The sequence below is a fragment of the Janthinobacterium sp. CG_23.4 genome (assembly GCF_029892305.1).
In the GTDB taxonomy this organism is placed as follows: Bacteria; Pseudomonadota; Gammaproteobacteria; order Burkholderiales; family Burkholderiaceae_D; genus Janthinobacterium; species Janthinobacterium lividum_D.
This window is the reverse complement of the sequence record NZ_JARXUX010000001.1, coordinates 3,601,186-3,616,871: the sequence shown is the minus strand read 5'-3', so window position 1 is coordinate 3,616,871 and position 15,686 is coordinate 3,601,186. Positions and strand designations below refer to the sequence as shown.

12 protein-coding genes are annotated in these 15,686 nt (G+C 66.0%); 6 read left to right on the top strand and 6 right to left on the bottom strand.

From position 1 onward, the window contains the following. The first annotated feature begins 62 nt into the window (after positions 1 to 62). Both H4V96_RS16180 and H4V96_RS16175 read left to right on the top strand, forming a co-directional pair. Entirely contained in the window at positions 63 to 1,346 is a 1,284-nt protein-coding gene (locus tag H4V96_RS16180; protein WP_280721054.1) for an MFS transporter, read from the top strand. A gap of 83 nt (positions 1,347 to 1,429) precedes the next feature. After that, entirely contained in the window at positions 1,430 to 3,472 is a 2,043-nt protein-coding gene (locus H4V96_RS16175) for a GNAT family N-acetyltransferase (RefSeq protein ID WP_196854778.1), read from the top strand. Between the two features lie 57 nt (positions 3,473 to 3,529). Here H4V96_RS16175 and H4V96_RS16170 read toward each other — a convergent pair whose 3' ends face one another. After that, a complete protein-coding gene (locus H4V96_RS16170) occupies positions 3,530 to 4,795 on the bottom strand; it encodes a putative Na+/H+ antiporter (protein WP_070346427.1) in 1,266 nt (421 codons plus the stop codon). Positions 4,796 to 5,068: 273 nt separating this feature from the next. On the opposite strand from H4V96_RS16170, the gene imuA reads away from it, so the two are divergent. From imuA to H4V96_RS16150, 4 genes are all read left to right on the top strand, one after another. After that, on the top strand, positions 5,069 to 5,779 hold the full coding sequence (imuA, locus tag H4V96_RS16165; RefSeq protein WP_070346428.1) for a translesion DNA synthesis-associated protein ImuA: 711 nt from the start codon (positions 5,069 to 5,071) through the stop codon (positions 5,777 to 5,779). Continuing rightward, positions 5,709 to 7,196, top strand: a complete 1,488-nt coding sequence (locus H4V96_RS16160; RefSeq protein WP_029496591.1) for a DNA polymerase Y family protein — start codon at positions 5,709 to 5,711, stop codon at positions 7,194 to 7,196. Before imuA ends, H4V96_RS16160 begins: the two co-directional genes overlap by 71 nt. Before the next feature lie 99 nt (positions 7,197 to 7,295). Beyond that, positions 7,296 to 8,000: a glutathione binding-like protein gene (locus H4V96_RS16155; RefSeq protein WP_196854779.1), complete on the top strand. Its 705-nt coding sequence runs from the start codon at positions 7,296 to 7,298 to the stop codon at positions 7,998 to 8,000. A gap of 79 nt (positions 8,001 to 8,079) precedes the next feature. Further along, positions 8,080 to 8,838, top strand: coding sequence for an alpha/beta fold hydrolase (locus H4V96_RS16150; protein ID WP_196854780.1), 759 nt, complete (start codon positions 8,080 to 8,082; stop codon positions 8,836 to 8,838). A 107-nt stretch (positions 8,839 to 8,945) separates the two neighbouring features. On the opposite strand, the gene H4V96_RS16145 is transcribed toward H4V96_RS16150, so the two are convergent. Genes H4V96_RS16145 through H4V96_RS16125 form a run of 5 tightly spaced genes read right to left on the bottom strand, consistent with a single transcriptional unit; the run spans position 8,946 to position 15,523 of the window. Further along, a complete protein-coding gene (locus H4V96_RS16145; RefSeq protein WP_029496590.1) occupies positions 8,946 to 9,296 on the bottom strand; it encodes a hypothetical protein in 351 nt (116 codons plus the stop codon). Between the two features lie 42 nt (positions 9,297 to 9,338). Continuing rightward, entirely contained in the window at positions 9,339 to 12,560 is a 3,222-nt protein-coding gene (locus H4V96_RS16140; protein ID WP_196854781.1) for a CHAT domain-containing tetratricopeptide repeat protein, read from the bottom strand. Then, entirely contained in the window at positions 12,557 to 14,299 is a 1,743-nt protein-coding gene (locus H4V96_RS16135; protein WP_280721053.1) for a caspase family protein, read from the bottom strand. The genes H4V96_RS16140 and H4V96_RS16135 overlap by 4 nt, the downstream gene beginning before the upstream one ends. Next, complete coding sequence (locus H4V96_RS16130) at positions 14,296 to 14,922, bottom strand: hypothetical protein (RefSeq protein ID WP_070346432.1); 627 nt, start codon at positions 14,920 to 14,922, stop codon at positions 14,296 to 14,298. The genes H4V96_RS16135 and H4V96_RS16130 overlap by 4 nt, the downstream gene beginning before the upstream one ends. Further along, complete coding sequence (locus H4V96_RS16125; protein ID WP_070346433.1) at positions 14,915 to 15,523, bottom strand: sigma-70 family RNA polymerase sigma factor; 609 nt, start codon at positions 15,521 to 15,523, stop codon at positions 14,915 to 14,917. Before H4V96_RS16125 ends, H4V96_RS16130 begins: the two co-directional genes overlap by 8 nt. Positions 15,524 to 15,686: the final 163 nt, after the last annotated feature.

Here is a 15,686-nt window from a genome sequence, read left to right as displayed (position 1 = left end):
CACAAAAAAACCGCTAAAAATAATAATTGGTATACAATTGGTCCACGTTTCAGTGCCGAACCGTGTCGACCGTCCCATGCCCCGACGGCCGGCATGCACTGACGGCAGCCACCCACGTTACGGAACGCGCCATGTTCATCAAGTCCAAGCAGTTGCTGTGGTTTTTTGCGTTTTTCCTCGTCTTTGAACTCAATATCTATCTGTCCAACGACATGATCATGCCGGCCATGCTGGGCATCGTCGATGAGTTCCAGGCGCAGAAAAATTGCATCCCGTTGTCGCTGAGCCTATACCTGCTGGGCGGTAGTTCGCTGCAGATTTTCCTGGGACCATGGGCCGACATCATCGGCAAGCGCAAGCTGGTGCTGACCGGCAATACCTTGTTCTTGCTGGCCACGCTGGCCGTGCCGTTTGCCACCTCGATCGAGCAATTTCTCGCCCTGCGTTTTATCCAGGGCATGGGCTGCTGTTTCATCTTCATCGGCTATGCCATGATCCATGAACTGTTCGACGATATGGCGGCCGTCAAGCTGAGCAGCATTCTGTCGAGCACCACCATCCTCGCACCGCTGGCCGGCCCCATCCTTGGCAGCGCCATCATCAGCCAGTTGGACTGGCGCTATGTGTTTTTCCTTTCCGCCCTGCTGGCGCTGCTATCCTTGCTGGGCCTGTTCAAGAGCATGCCGCGCACCGCGCCGACACGTCCGCAGCTCGATGTTCGCGCTGTCGTGCGCAGCTATGTCGCCATTTTCAGCAACGCGCGCTTCATGTTCGGCATGTTTACAGCCGGGTTGGCCACCGTGCCCCTGACGGCCTGGATCGGCTTTTCGCCCATCTTCGTGCTGCAGGAAATGGGCGCCTCCTACGCCACTTATATTGCCCTGCAATGCGTGATTTTGTCCGGTTTTGTCCTCAGCAGCATCGCCATCCAGCGCCTGCGACAGGATTTCCCGCTCGTGCATCTGCTGCGCCTGGGCGGGCTGATCGCGGCCGCCGGCATGCTGGGCGCCGGCGCGGGCCGCCATCACGTCGCGGTGTTTGCAGCTTGCATGTTTGTCTATTCCATCGGCTTCGGCCTGTTCAATGGCGCCCTGATCCGCAGCGCGATCACGGCCAGCAAGGAAGCGATGACACTGACGACGGCCGCCATGAGCTTGCTGTATTGCATTTATTTGTCTGCCTGGCTGCAGCTATACAACCTGCTGTGCCAGCGCTTCGGCTATACGCTGGAAACGTATGCGCTACTCAATATCCCCGTCATCGTGGCCATTAGCGCCTGCCTGCTGCTGTTTGCGCGCGCCATGGCGGCGCGCCGCAGTGGCACAGTGCAGCTGGCCCGGCACTGATGACGCGACGATGCGCATGTCCTCAAACTTGTTTTACCTCGTGCGACGTTTATTGACACTCTCTTGCGGAAAATGGTGCGCCCATGAAAATAGATGACCTGGCCTCAAAACACGATCAAGCAAAGATTTTCAACCTGGAATACGAGTTTCGCATCCACCGGCTGAAACTCGATTACATCACCCTGGTCGATACCCGGCCGGCCGGCAGCGATCTGCAACAACTGGCCGTGGAGCACCAGGCGGGTATCGCCGCCCTGCGCAGCTTCGTCGCCGACAATTTTGCGTATTTCAATGCGGCAAGCTGTTCCTCGCTTAGCTGCATCCCTACGCGCGCGCTGGGCGACGACGAGCGCTACCTGCACCGCATCTGGATGGGCGGACCCTTGCCGGCCATCGCCTGTGAAGCGATTGTGCAGTGGGGAGCGGCGCTGGAAGAGGTGCGGCACAACGGCGGCGCGCCCTATGTCTCCATCCTGTGGGTCTGGGATGCACAGCAGTTGTGCAATGACGCGCGTTTCAGTCCCACGGGCGGCGCCGGGCGCTACACGATAGGGCGCTACGCCATCGGCGGCACCACTTTGCATATCAACTCGCTGCGCGCGCTGGCGCTGGACTTTGCGCCGGCCCGCTTCGACTTTCTCGATACCCTGCATGCGCAGGGCTATTTCGCCACCTTGTCCGATTATTTCCGCATCCTCATCTTGTGCGAATACGGCGGTATGTATATGGATGTCGATACGATCCCGCACAATCCGGCGACGATTTTCCTGATGAAGCCGGAAGTACCCGATTATTTCCAGTGCAAGCAGGGCAAGCAGGGCGAGGGCGAAGAGCGCCAGCATGTTAGCTCGATGAATCTGTTTCTCGATGAGACGGGCATGCTGATCGCCAAGAAGAACGACGCCGCACTGCGTGTGATGCTGCGCAATGTGAACCTCGCCTATGCGGGCATCGATGCAGAGATCCCCCGTTCCTGCGCGCAATTCGAGGCGCAGTTATTCGGCCAGTTTTATGCTGAATGGAAGAAAAACCTGGGCCTGACCCTGCTCAGCCATACCGAGTTCTATCAGCGCTATTGCGTGCTGTATGACGGCGCGCTGGAAGCGGTGGCGGGCGGCATTCGCGGCATGCGTTTGCTCGACGACATCATTACCGGCATGCACATCCCCTTGAGCGAGGCAGAGCGGCGCGCGTATGCGCGTTGCGTGGCCAGGCTAGCCGAGATCGACTGGCAACTCGACGATCCTTTGCGCCTGCCCGATATCGTCGACGTGTTCGACATCAAGGAAGCGCCGCGCATGGCGTATGCGGCCCAGCTGCGGGCAGACATCGATCACTTTCATTATTACTCGGTGCTCTCGGACGACCCGCAACTGGACCGTGTGAATGCCGTCTTTTGCCGCTACCTGCTGGCCCACCGCTCGCAGCATATTGCCGCCGGCAATTTCTGGCGTCCTACCGTGGGCCGTCACGGCAGGCGCATGCCAGCCCTCGGCGATGCCACCGCGTCGGGCGACGAGGTGCAGGCCGGCTTGCTGTCGCATGCGCCGCTGAGGCTGGTGGCGGGCGAACTGCTGGGCGACGAGACCAAGAACCGCATGGCGAAACTGCTGTTTGCCACCAGTTACCTCGAATACTGCTCGTTTGGCAATAAACTCAATTTGCAGTTCGTGCCATTTCAGCGGCGGCAAAATATCGATCCTTACCTGGCGCACATCCACGGCTTGCACGACGAGGACGGGCGTTTCATCGGTTTCTTCACGGCCGCCACGATGGCCGAGTTCCAGGCGTGTGGCGCCATCTCGTATTACCGCGATGATATGAAGGCGCTCGACGATGCGTATGATGCCTTCGTGCTTGCGCATGCGCGCACCGATGACTGTTTCGTCAGCAGTTTGGCCATCGACGAGAAATACCGGGGGCAGGGCTTGTTCCGGCAAATGTTTCATGAAATCCGCGACCTGGCCAGCCGCAAGGGCTGTGCGCGCATCACCTTGACGGTGTGGGAAAAGAGCGATGCCTTGCAAGTGTATCTGCACAAGGGTTTTCGCAGCGTGGGCACGTTCGACTATGCCTACAGCCTGTTTTATGACCGTCTGCACTTCCTCGTCTACGACGGTAGCTGAGGCAGATAACTGAGGAGGAAAACTAAGGGGACGGCCGGCAGCCGCCCCAGTGCATGCTTACAGGACCAGGAAGGCCAGCGCCGCCACAGCCGTCGGCAGCAGGGCGCCGGCCAGCAGGCCGAGGGCGCCGATCGACTCATCCTTGAAGCCGCGGCGCAGCAGCGCCACGCCGGCCGGATTCGGCGCGTTGGCGATGACGGTCAAGCCGCCACCGGCCACGGCGCCGGCCACCAACATGTATTTCGCTTCGTCCGTCATGCCGACGATCAGCGAACCGAGATAAGTCAGCGCTGCATTGTCGGTAATGGCAGTCAAGCCCAGGGCGCCGAAGAACAGGGCCAGCGGCTTCAGGCTTGAGACGATGGGCTGCAGCCACCATTGCTGCATGCCGCCCAGCACCACCAGGCCGCCGAGGAAAAAGCCGACCAGCAAGCCTTCCTTCAGGATCAGCGGACTTTGATAACGCTCATACGCTTGCACGAAGCCGAGAAAGAACAGGAACAGGCCGAAGAACAGCACCGGATGGTGCGCCAGGGCCACCACGCCAGCCAGTACGGCCAGGTGCACCAGGCTGACCGTCAGCGGCACTTTTGGCGCTTCCGCCTCACCGGCTTTCGGCTTGATATCGGACGTGTTGCTGTGCAAATACTTGCGCAGCAAGATGCTCACGCCGGTGGCATTGACCAGCACGGCGATGGCCGCTTTCCAGCCGAAATGGCTGGCCATGAAGGCGCTGTCCCAGTTCCACGTAGTCGCTACCATCAGCACCGGCGGCGCCGCGTACGAGGTCAGGGTGCCGCCGATGGAGACGTTGACGAACAGCACGCCCAGCGCGCCGTATTTCAGCCATTCGGGGATGCCCGGGCGAAAGATTTGCGGCGCCAGCATCAGCGCGGCCAGAGTCATGGCGGCCGGTTCCGTGATCACCGAACCGGTCAGGGGCACGAGTGCCAGTCCCAGCCAGGCGAGGGCCAGTTCCGTGCGCAGCGGCATGCCGCGCGCCACCGCTTTGAGCAGGCGCTGCACGGCGTCGAGCACGGGGCGCGAGGCGGCTACTACCATGACGACAAAGACGAACAGCGGTTCCGTGTACTGGCGCGATTCGGCGTACGCGATGGCCGCCTCACCGCCCGAGATAAAGGCCATGAGGATGATCAAAATGAAGGCCCAGAAGCCGAACACGACTTCCACTTCACCCAGCAAGTGCAGCATGCCTGCATGGCGTGGGTGGCGTTGCGCCAGGGTTTCAAACGACTTGGCGGCGAAGGTGTGGATGAGCGCAAGGCCGAAGACGATGGCGCTGATGATTTGGATGGTGGTCAAATGCGTTTCCTTATGAACGGAGGAAGCCGACTGGTACTTTGCCAGGCGGAAAGGAGAGTGCTTATGGTACAGCAATCGATGCCAGAAACGGGTTTTTTTGGCCCTGGCGGAGCGGCCCTGGCGACGGCCGTACGCAGATAATACGCAGATAATACGCAGATAATGAGCAGATGATAATCAGACAATAAGCAGATAAGCCTTGCCAAAAACGGGCCTGAATAGTACTGTATATGCATACAGTACTTATGTTCATTTTCATCTTTAAATTCAACTATGCAACATTCCCAATTGATGGCCTCGCCGGAAGCTTTGCACCCGTCCTTGTGGCGCGCATCGCAGCTGGGGCAGGGCGCCACGCGCTGCCTGGAGACGGGTTTTGCCGCCTTGTCCGCGCAACTGCCCGGCGGCGGCTGGCCCAGCGGCAGCCTCATCGATTTGCTGGTGCAGCAGCCGGGCAGCGGCGAATTGCGCCTGCTGGCGCCAGCGCTGGCGCAACTGCCGGGCTTGCCCATCGTGCTGCTGCAGCCGCCCCATCCGCCACAGGCGCTGGCCCTGGCCGCGCAGGGATTGGCGTCGTCGCAACTGCTGTGGCTAAAGAGCGCCAGCAGCAAGGATGCCTTGTGGGCGGCGGAAAATATCTTGCGCAGCGGCAGTTGCGGCGCCTTGCTGTTCTGGCAGTCGCATGTGCGCGCCGACAGCTTGCGCCGCTTGCACCTGGCCGCGCAAGGCGGCAATACCCTGTTTTGCATGCTGCGTCCCTTGCACGGCGCGCAAGATGCGTCGCCCGCGCCGCTGCGCCTGTCCGTGCGCCCGGCCGCCGGTGGCATCGAAATCGGCTTCATCAAGCGCCGGGGACCGCAGCGCGATACGCTCTTGTTCCTGCCCCTGCAACCTCCTTCTTTACTGCTGCGTCATGCGACTCTGGATCGGCCTGTGCCTGCCCCGGCTCCCGCTCGAAGTGTTTTGCCCGCGCTGGTCGGCTGACCATCTGGGCGTGGTGCTGGAGCACGAGCAAGTGATGGCCCTGTCACCGCTGGCGCGGGCGGCCGGTATCGGGCCGGGCATGCGCCGCGCGGGCGCGCTGATGCTGGCGCCGCAGGCGCGCCTGCATGAACGCTCGCCCGAGCTGGAGGCGCAAGCCTTGCAAGCGGTGGCGCTGGCGCTGCTGCAATACTCGCCGCTGGTGGCGCAGGGCGAAGAAGCCACCTTGCTGGTCGACGCGGGCGCCAGCCTGCGCCTGTTCGGTGGCGTGCGCGCCCTGTGCCGGCAAATCGCGGCCAGCTTGCGCACGCTCGGCTACACGGCACAGTTGTCGTGCGCCCCCACGGCGCGCGGTGCCTGGCTGCTGGCGCGCGCCGGTACGCGCCGGGGCCGGACCCTCAGCATGGCCAGTCTCGTGCGCCGCCTCGACCGCCTGCCGTGCGCCTTGCTGCCGCCCGCGCGCCCCTACCTGGACTGGCTCGAAGGCATCGGCTGCCGTACCCTGGGGCAGCTGCGCCACTTGCCGCGTCCCGGCTTGCAGCGCCGCTGCGGCGCGGCCTTGCTGGACATGCTTGATGACGCACATGGCCACAGCACCGAACTGTACCTGTGGATAGCTGCGCCGCCCACGTTCCGCGCCAGCCTGGAATTGTTCGACCGCGTGGAGCACGCCGACGCGCTGTTGTTCGGCGCGCGCCGCCTGCTGCAGCAGATGACGGGCTGGCTGTGCGCGCGCCAATTTGCCGTCGAGCGCATACAACTGCTGCTGGCGCACGAGCGCGGCAGGGTGGCGCGTGCGCCCACCGTCATCGACCTGGCCTTGGGTGTCGCCGTCTGGCGCGATGAGCATCTGGTGCGCCTGCTCAAGGAACGCCTGGCGCAGCTGGTGCTCGACGCGCCCGTGATCGGTTTGACCCTGGAAGCGCTGCAGGTGCAGCCCATGGCGCCGCCCAGCGAAAGCCTGTTTCCCGAACCGGGCGGCACGCCGCAGGAGCGCCAGCGCCTGATGGAATTGCTGGTCGCGCGCCTGGGCGCCGAGAATGTCTTGCAAGCCGCGCCGCGCGCCGATTACCGTCCCGAGGCGGCCAACCAGTGGCTGCCGCTGCCGGCCAAGCCCGGCGCTAAAAACGCGGCGCCGGACTTGCCGCCCGGTCTGCCCGGCATGCCCCGTCCCGGCTGGCTGCTGGCCCAGCCCATCGCCCTCTTGATGCGCGAACATCGTCCCTTCTACGGTTCTCCCCTGAAAATGGTATCCGTCGCCGAGCGTATCGAGGCGGGCTGGTGGGGCCAGTCGCAGGCGCGCGATTATTTCATCGCCGAAGGCCTCGACCATGCCCACTATTGGGTCTACCGCGAACGCACCGCCGGCAGCGGTGTAGACGCCACGCCGCGCTGGTTTTTGCATGGCTTGTTTGGCTGAGTGGCGGTCAGAGCGTTTCAAGCGGCGCGCAACGCACATCGCCATGCTTGGCTATACTTGCTTGCCTGCGCCGCCTTAACCACTTCAATAAGGATTTTCATGTCCCAACTATCCGACTTTCCCATCACCGAGAAATGGCCTGCACTGTATCCCGAGCGCTTGCAGCTGTATTCGCTGCCTACGCCGAACGGCATCAAGGTTTCCATTTTGCTGGAAGAACTGGGCCTGGCGTACGAAACGCACCTGGTCAGCTTCGAGCGCAACGACCAATTGTCGCCCGCCTTCCTGTCGCTCAATCCGAACAATAAAATTCCTGCCATCCTCGATCCGAACGGTCCCGATGGCAAGCCGCTGGCGCTGTTCGAATCGGGCGCCATCTTGCTGTACCTGGCGGAGAAAACGGGCAAATTCCTGCCGCAGGACGCGGGCTTGCGCTACGAAACAATACAGTGGCTGATGTTACAGATGGGCGGCATCGGCCCCATGTTCGGCCAGGTCGGCTTCTTCCACAAGTTCGCTGGCAAGGACTACGAAGACAAGCGTCCGCTGGAGCGCTATCTGGGCGAGGCCAAGCGCTTGCTGGGCGTGCTCGAGCAGCGATTGCACGGCCGCGACTGGATCATGGGCGAGCAATACACGATAGCCGATATCGCCATCTTCCCTTGGGTGCGCTGCCTGGTGGAGTTCTATGGTGCTGGCGAGCTGGTCGGCTTCGAGCATTTCCCGAACGTGCAGCGCGCGCTGGACGCGTTTCTGACCCGCCCTGCCGTCATCAAGGGACTGGACATACCCAAGCGCGATTAAGCTTGGCTAACTGCGGCCACGCCCGGCGGCGCTACAATGCGCCATCGGCCGCGCTGCGCGGCAGCTTTGATCTGAGACAATGAAATCGACCCGGCAAGATTTTCCCGGCGCCCACGGCCATGTGCTGGCGGCGCGCCTTGACGCGCCCGACGGTGCCATTCGTGCCTATGCGCTGTTCGCCCATTGCTTTACCTGCGGCAAGGACGTGCTGGCCGCGCGGCGCATCGCGCAAGGCTTGACCGAGCACGGCATCGCCGTGCTGCGCTTCGACTTCACGGGGCTGGGCGCCAGCGAGGGCGAGTTTGCCGCCACCAATTTCTCATCGAACGTGGACGACCTGGTCGCCGCTGCCGACTTTTTGCGGGCCAGACATGCTGCGCCGCAATTGCTGATCGGCCATAGCCTGGGTGGCGCCGCCGTGCTGGCCGCTGCCGCGCAAGTGCCGGAATCGACCGCCGTGGTGACCTTGGCCGCCCCCAGCACGCCCGCGTATGTCACGCGCATGTTCAGCGACCACCTCGAGCAAATCGCCGCCGACGGCGAAGCGCTGGTGCAGTTGGAAGGGCGGCCCTTCCGTATCCGCCAGCAATTCGTCGACGACGCGGGCAGCCATAGCCTGAAGGCCCACATCGCCGGCCTGCGCCGCGCCCTGCTGGTGATGCACGCGCCGAATGATACGACGGTGAGCCTGTCGAACGCGATGGATATCTTTACGGCAGCGAAGCACCCGAAAAGCTTCGTTTCGCTCGACGATGCCGACCATTTGTTGACGGGGCGCTATGATGCGGCCTATGTCGCCAACGTCATTGCCGCGTGGAGCGCGCGTTATATTAAATAAGCTCAACTAAGCAACTAAGCAACTAAGCTGAACTAAGCGCTTGCCCATGAAAAACGCCGCGCCAGCAGAAGCTGGCGCGGCGCAGATGGTGTTGATAGCTGGAAGGATCAGTCCTCGTCAAACTCTGCTGATAAGTCTTTCCAGCCCTTGCTGATGGCAAAAGCGGAAAATTCCTCGGGCGCTTCCAGAACGATCAGTTTCTTGTCTTGCAGGCCCAGGTCGCCATGGCCGAAGTCGGGGCCGACGTAGCCGAGACTGCGCAGGCGGGCCAGGATGTGGCCGACCAGGGTCTTGTCCTTGTAGGCGCCCGCGTCGAGCGGGGCGGCGAAATCGACATACACGTCGATGATGCCGTAGCCTTCGTCGAAGATGCGGATGGCCTTGATGTCGTGGGCACGGCCGGAGCCGTCGGTGGCCTTGAAGGGGCCGCTGAGCTGGATGTCGGTGTCATTATTCATGCCGCCAGCATACACCAAAAACAGCCTTCCGTAGTAGGGGGCTCAGGAGCCGAGCAGGATGAAACCGGCCCAGTAGAAGGGATGGCTGCGCGCGTCGTCGCTGCCGCCGGCGGCGTCGAGCGGTGTCAAGCCCCGCGTCGCCGTGACGCCATGCCGGGCGGCGCGGATCTGCCGCAACTGCGCCTGGCGCAAGGCTTGCGGCTTGCCCTTGCCTTGCGCCAGCGCCGTATAAAAATCGCCCATCAGGGTGGCCGTCGACTGGTCCGACACGCGCCACAGGCTGGCCAGTACATTGCGCGCGCCGCGCTGGCGGGCCAGCCAGGCCAAGCCTTCCAGTTCGCGTCCCGTGGCATCGGTGCCTGCCGGCACGGCCGTTTCGCAGGCTGACAGGGTGAGCAGATCCAGGCCGGCGAAGCGGTAGCCGTCCTGTGCCAGTTCTGCCAGGCTGAGTTTGCCGCCATCGCCCAGCAACAAATAGGAGTCCTCGCCCGCGCCCGAGCGCAGCACGAAATGGCTGGCGATGTGCACGCTGCTGTTGGCAGGCAGCGCGCGTTGCAGCGCCGCGCCCGTGTAGTCGCCATCGAGGTAGACTTGGCTGGGGATGCGCGCCGCGTGTCCGATGGCCTGCACGGCGCGCAGTTCGTTTTGCACGAAGGGCAGGGCCGGCAGCTCGCCGCTGGCGCGCGTCTGGCCGAACAGGGCAAGCGATGGCGCGCGGCGCGGCGCTGCTTGTGCGCCAGCGTGGTCGCCGCCGCTGGCATGCAGCGAGACGGGCAGCCGTTCGACCAGCCAGCGGCGCCCGTCATGCAGCATGGCAAACGGCAGGTAGCGCAAGACGCCGTCCAGCGACAGCGATAGCGAGGTGGCGCCATCGAGTTCCCGGCTGGCCGGTGCCAGCAGCAGCGCATACAGCGCCTGCGCATCGGCGCGCGCATCCTGTCCCGGGTCTTGCGCGCTGCGGCGCAGGCGGGCGATGCGCTGCGCCAGCACGCGTTCGTCGATGACCACGTCGTGGATGCTGCTGCCGGTCCGTCCGCCGCGCTGCGCGACGATGCGCAGGCGCGTCTCGGTAAGCAGATAAGTCAGGTGTAACACGCCCCGCTTGAGTGGCTCGGCCCGCGCCATGCCAGCCTTGCCTGCTGGCGCGGGCTTGGCCACGCTGGCCAGGCTGGCCATTGGCAGTGTGGCCAGCGCCTCGGTGGCGCCATCGAGCAGCAGCGCCATGGCTTCGTTCGCCTGCCGCCATGCGTCGTCGGCTTGCGCCACGCCCTGCGCCTGGCGTTCGCGCGCCGCAGCCAGCGCCTGGGCGCCCGCGCGCAGGGCGGCGGCGCGCGCTTCGAACTGGCGCTGCCATTCGCCTTCCGCACCCGTGTAGCCGAGACGCGTGGCGCGCGGATCGGGGGCGCTGCGCACCAGGCTGTGAAATTCGTCCTCGCGTACCATGGCCAGCACGGTTTCCGCTTCATGGATGCGGCGCTGGTCGAGCAGGCGGTCCGCCAGTTGGCCGTAGGCGGCGCGTTTTTGCCGCACAAAGCCCTGGCGCAGCGGCACGGGCAGGCTGGCCGTGCCGGCGCGCGTGGCTTGCAGCGCATTGACCGCTTGCTTGCCCAGGAAAATACCGGCCGCGTCGGGCTCCAGCGCGCCCAGTTGCGCCGCCGCCCGCGCTTCGAGCATAGTCTGTTCATTGGCCATGCCGATCGCCAGTGCGCGTGCCGACTGGGAGCGCGCCGTGGCGGCATCGCCCGCGCGCGCATTGAGTCCGGCCGCGTCCAGCAAGGCCTGTGCATAGGCGGGATGGGCCGCGCCGCGCGTGGCGGCCAGCTGCTGCGCCATGGCGCCCGCCTCGCGCGCGAGCGCCTGCAGCTCGGCCGCGCCGATGCCGGCGTGCTGCGCGCGCGCGCGCAGGCGCGCCTGGCGCACCGTGTCGAGCATGCCGGCCGCAGCTGGCGGCGTTTGCAGCAGCCGCGCCTCCAGGTCGGCCAGTCCTATTGCCGCCTCGTCCTGGCGTCCCAGCGCGGCCTGTGCCTGCGCCGCCAGCAGTAGCGCATCGGCTTCGTCGGCCGGCAGCGCCTGGACGCCGGACATGGCCAGCCGCGCCGCCGCCTGCGCCGCTTCCAGCGCCTGCTGGTACTGCCCCAATGCCATGCGCGCACTGCCATGGGCGAGCTGGTGTGCGGCGCAGGTGGCGGCGGCCTCGCCATACACGGCGCGGCAATGCGCGAGTGCGGCGGCGGCGGCCACTTCCGCGCGCCCCAGCTGATTGTCCGCCAGCGCCGTCAGCGCCACGTCCTGCCAGGCGCTGACGGTGTTGGCATGGCGGTCGCCGAACAGGGCGCGGCGGATGCGCAGGCCGTCCTCCGCTTCCTGCCATGCCTTGCCACTTTCGCCCAGGCGCAAATGGATGCCGCTCAGGCGGTTCAGGGCCACGCTCGCTTGCATCGAGTCGGCCCCCGAGCGCTGCACCGCCATGGCCAGTGCGCGCTGGGCGAACGCCAGCGCCTGGCGGTCGTTGCCGCTCAGGGTGTGCCAGTTGGCCATGTCGGTCACGCTCGTTTGCGTCTCGGTGCGGTTTTCGCCGAAAGCCGCCAGGCGTATCCGGTAGGCGCGCTCCAGGTAGCCGTAGGCTTCTTCCATGCGGCCCATGCGCAGCAGCAGTACGCCCACGTCGCGCATGCCCCACGCATGGTCGGTGCTGTTCTCGCCCGAGGTGCGGGCCCATGTCTGCATGGCTAGCTGCGCGTACGGCAGGCCGCGCGCATACTCCTTGGTCTGCAGCGCCACGCCGGACAGGTTGGACAGGCTGGTGCCATACGCTACCGTGTCCTTGCCGATCAGGCGCGCTTTCGCCGCCAGTGCGACGTCGCCCCATTGCCAGGCCAGGTCGAAGCGGCTCCACTGGCGGTACAGGTACATCAGTTCGCTCGGGTAGTACATGCTTTCGCGCCGCGGATCGCCGTCGTCGAGCGCCTGGCGGATGGCCCAGCCTTCCAGCAAGGCTAGTTCGCTCTCGGCATAGCGGTTGAGCATGTGCAGGCTTTGGCCCACGCCCAGCAGGCCGGTGGCGATGCCGGCCCGGTCGTGCGCCGCGCGGCAGGCGGCCACGCTGCGCTGGAACAGGGGCAGCGAGACGGCTGGCTGTTCCTTGTCGTTGGCGTCGTTCGCCTGCGCCAGCCATGGCGCGATGACGGCCTGGCAGGTGTCGGCCGATGCCGTTTGCAGCCACGCCGACGCGGCCAGCAGCAAGCCCAGGATGAGGCGTTTCATTGCACCGAGCGCCAGGATAGCCGCGCCACCTGGGCTTGGTCGGCATGGCTTGCCCCGGCCTGCGGCAGTGCTGCCGCAGGCGAGGGCGCGGCGCCGCCGCGCGTGCTGGCCAGTCCGGGCAGCGTATCGAGGATGGCGAAGCGGCGCTGCGGCGCGCCATTTGCCGCCGGTGCGGCCACCAGCGCCAGCCATTCCACGCCGAAGCGCGGGCCGCTGACGACGAAGCTGCGCTCGAATCGGCTGATGCCGGCGCCGATGGCGGGCGGCATGCGGTTGCTGTCGCCGTCGAGGGCCGGATAGATGCGCGCGGCGGGGCCGTCCAGCGGCAAGTGCGCCAGGCCCAGGTCGATGGAAGCGGCGCCCCGGTTTTCCACGCTGAGGCCGATGCGTGTGCCGGCCGGCAGCACGCCCAGGTCGCCATCGGTGAATGCCAGCTGGCGCGGCGCCTTGCCCGGCAGGGTCAGTTCGATGCGCGCGTCGAGCAGGGGCTGGCCTGGCGTGGCGGGCAGCGCCAGCAGGGTGGCGAGGCGCTGTCCGCCGTGCCTCGCGGCACTGGCCGGCAGCGGCGCGGGCGTGCGGCTGGCCCAGCCTGGCGCGGCGCTGTCGCCGCCATCGCCGGGCAGCAGCGCCAGCCGCGTTTCTCCCCAGCCGACCGCGGCGGCGCGCCAACGCGTGCCGGCGTGCCGGAACAGGTCGCCCTCGCGTATGCCGTCGAGCAGGCCATATGGCACTTGCCAGCCACGCGCATCGCGCTGCACGGGCCACAGCGGCGCCGCGCCGGTGGCGCCGCCCTGCCACAGCGCTGCGTCGAGCGCGCCCGCATACACGGGTGAGGGCCAGGCGGAGCGCGGCAACTGGTAGGCGCGCAAGGCGGACTGGTATTGCTGCGTGGCGGCGCCGGCCCACATGGCATAGGTTTGCGGCTCACTTTGCAGGGCGGCGATCACGGCCTGCGTAAACAGGCCAGCCGCCTGGCCCGGCGCGGCAGCCGCGGTCGCTTCCGGCGTGCGTTGCTGGGCTTCGGATGCGTAGAAGGCGACAAAGCGCGGCCGCGCGCGCGGCGCGTCGGCTGCTGCTGCGTCATGGCTTGCCGCTGGCGCGCCGGGCATGGGGCGCCAGCCGATATCGGGCGCCGCCAGCCCCCGCCATGTCAGGCCGTCGCCGCTGCGCGTGCCGGCCGCCGCATGGCAGGTATCGAAGATGGCCACGACCTGTGTCTGGCGCGCGGCAAACGCATCGATCGCGCGCCCCAGTTCGCTGCTAGCGATGCCGCCATCGAGTTGCCGGCCCTGGTGACTGACCTGGCTGTCGCGCGTCAACAAGCGCGTGCGTCGTCCCTGGGGCGCCGCTGCCTGGCCCGGATAGGCGGGCAGCAGCACGCTGTGGCCGGACCAGTACAGCAGCAGCAAGTCGTCCTTGCCCAGCGTCTTTTCCAGCTGCGCCAGGCGCGCCAGGACGGCCGCGCGCGTGGGCGCCTCGCTGGCGCCCGCGTCGTCGGCCAGGCGCTGGATGCGTGCGTCGGCAAAACCCTGTTGCAGCAACGCCGCGTGCATGGCATTCACGTCGGCCGTGGGACCGGCCAGCCAACTGCTGCGCGGCATGGCGGGCAGGTCCGCCACGCCGATCAGCAAGGCATGGCGTTCGCCCGCCAGCGCCGTGCCGCCCAGCAGGCAAGACAGCAGGCAAGACCGCAGGCAAGACCGCAGCAGCCATGCTTGCCGACGCCGCATCCGTCTCATGGTGCGGTGTGGGCGTCGATGCGCGATGTCTCGCCCGTCACGCCGCTCGCTTGCAGGCTGCGCAGGGCCGCCTGCGGGTCGGCCGCATCGAGCAGGTAGCTGCGGTCGGGCAGGGGACCGGCGACGATGCCGGCCTGCGCCTGTTCCAGCGCCGTCGCCACTTGTTGCATGCTGGCATGGGGCAAGAATTGCACGCGCAAGCTGGCCGGCGGCGCCGCTGCCCCGGGCGCGCCGCGCCAGCTCAGCAGCTCCACCGGCGCGGCCGGCGCCTGCCACAGCAGCCAGGCCTGGACCATGCAGATGCTGGCCAGTGCCGTGATCGCCATTGGTGCCAGGGCCGGCAGCGACAGGCGCAGCAGCAGGCGGCGCCATGGGCTGGGGCGTTCCAGGCGGCTGTGCAGTTGCGCCAGGCCCGCGTCCGGATCGAGGCTGGCAGCTTCATCGCCGATGGCGGCGCGGATCTCGCGCAGCCAGGCGGCGTCGGCGGCCAATGCCGCGTCAGCGTGCAGCCGGGCGGCGATGCGGCTGGCGTCGGCCGCCGGCGCATGGCCATTCAGGTAATCGGGCAGCATGGCGCGCAGCGCCTGCTCGTGGCGATCGTGGGGATCGAGGGGGTCAGTCATGGCGTCCGCCTTCCTGGACAAACCAGCGCTCCATGCACTGGCGTAAGTTAATGCGGCCATGAAACAGGCGCGTCTTGATGGTGCCGGCCGGTGCTTGCTGGATATGCGCGATGTCAGCGACCGACAGGTCGTCGAGCGCCCACAGGGTCAGGCTTTCACGCTGCATCGGGTTGCGCAGGCGCTGCAGGCATTTCAGCACGGCATGGCGCCGCTGCACGGTTTCCGTTTGCGCCTGCGGCCCCGGATCGTACTCTGCTGGCGCTTGCGCGTCGTCATCGCCGTCGAACGGCGTTTCGCGCGCCAGGCGCTTGCCGTGGCGGCGGATCTGGTCGATGGCCTTGTTGCGGACCAGGGTCAGCAGCCAGGTGCCGAAGGCCACCCGACCGTCGTAGCGCATGGGCGCGCGCCAGATATCGTGGAACACATCCACCGTGACTTCGTCGGCGACCGCGTGCACATCGAGCCCCGAGCCGCTTAGCTGCAGGCGCGCAAACACGCGCACGCGCGGCGACCAGGCGCGGTACAGGGCGTCCAGCGCGCGCTGGTCGCCTGCTGCCATGGCAGCGAGCAATTCGGCAGGATAGACAGGCAATGCACTCATGGTGGCGGGGCCGGGACAGGTTGAATGAAGGGCAGGCAATTACGTCGTTGCGATTATAGCATCGGAGAAATAGTGCAGTATTGGTAAGAGCAAGGTCTGCCAAGGCATGGGCGCAGGGGCTCGCGCAATGTCATTGCAAAAAGATTGAACCGGATGGCGGTAC

Coding starts and splice junctions, on each gene's coding strand:
- H4V96_RS16175 (WP_196854778.1), top strand. CDS start 1,430: ATGAAAATAGATGACCTGGCCTCAAAACACGATCAAGCAAAGATTTTC.
- imuA (WP_070346428.1), top strand. CDS start 5,069: ATGCAACATTCCCAATTGATGGCCTCGCCGGAAGCTTTGCACCCGTCC.
- H4V96_RS16160 (WP_029496591.1), top strand. CDS start 5,709: ATGCGACTCTGGATCGGCCTGTGCCTGCCCCGGCTCCCGCTCGAAGTG.
- H4V96_RS16155 (WP_196854779.1), top strand. CDS start 7,296: ATGTCCCAACTATCCGACTTTCCCATCACCGAGAAATGGCCTGCACTG.
- H4V96_RS16150 (WP_196854780.1), top strand. CDS start 8,080: ATGAAATCGACCCGGCAAGATTTTCCCGGCGCCCACGGCCATGTGCTG.
- H4V96_RS16145 (WP_029496590.1), bottom strand. CDS start 9,296: ATGAATAATGACACCGACATCCAGCTCAGCGGCCCCTTCAAGGCCACC.
- H4V96_RS16140 (WP_196854781.1), bottom strand. CDS start 12,560: ATGAAACGCCTCATCCTGGGCTTGCTGCTGGCCGCGTCGGCGTGGCTG.
- H4V96_RS16135 (WP_280721053.1), bottom strand. CDS start 14,299: ATGAGACGGATGCGGCGTCGGCAAGCATGGCTGCTGCGGTCTTGCCTG.
- H4V96_RS16130 (WP_070346432.1), bottom strand. CDS start 14,922: ATGACTGACCCCCTCGATCCCCACGATCGCCACGAGCAGGCGCTGCGC.
- H4V96_RS16125 (WP_070346433.1), bottom strand. CDS start 15,523: ATGAGTGCATTGCCTGTCTATCCTGCCGAATTGCTCGCTGCCATGGCA.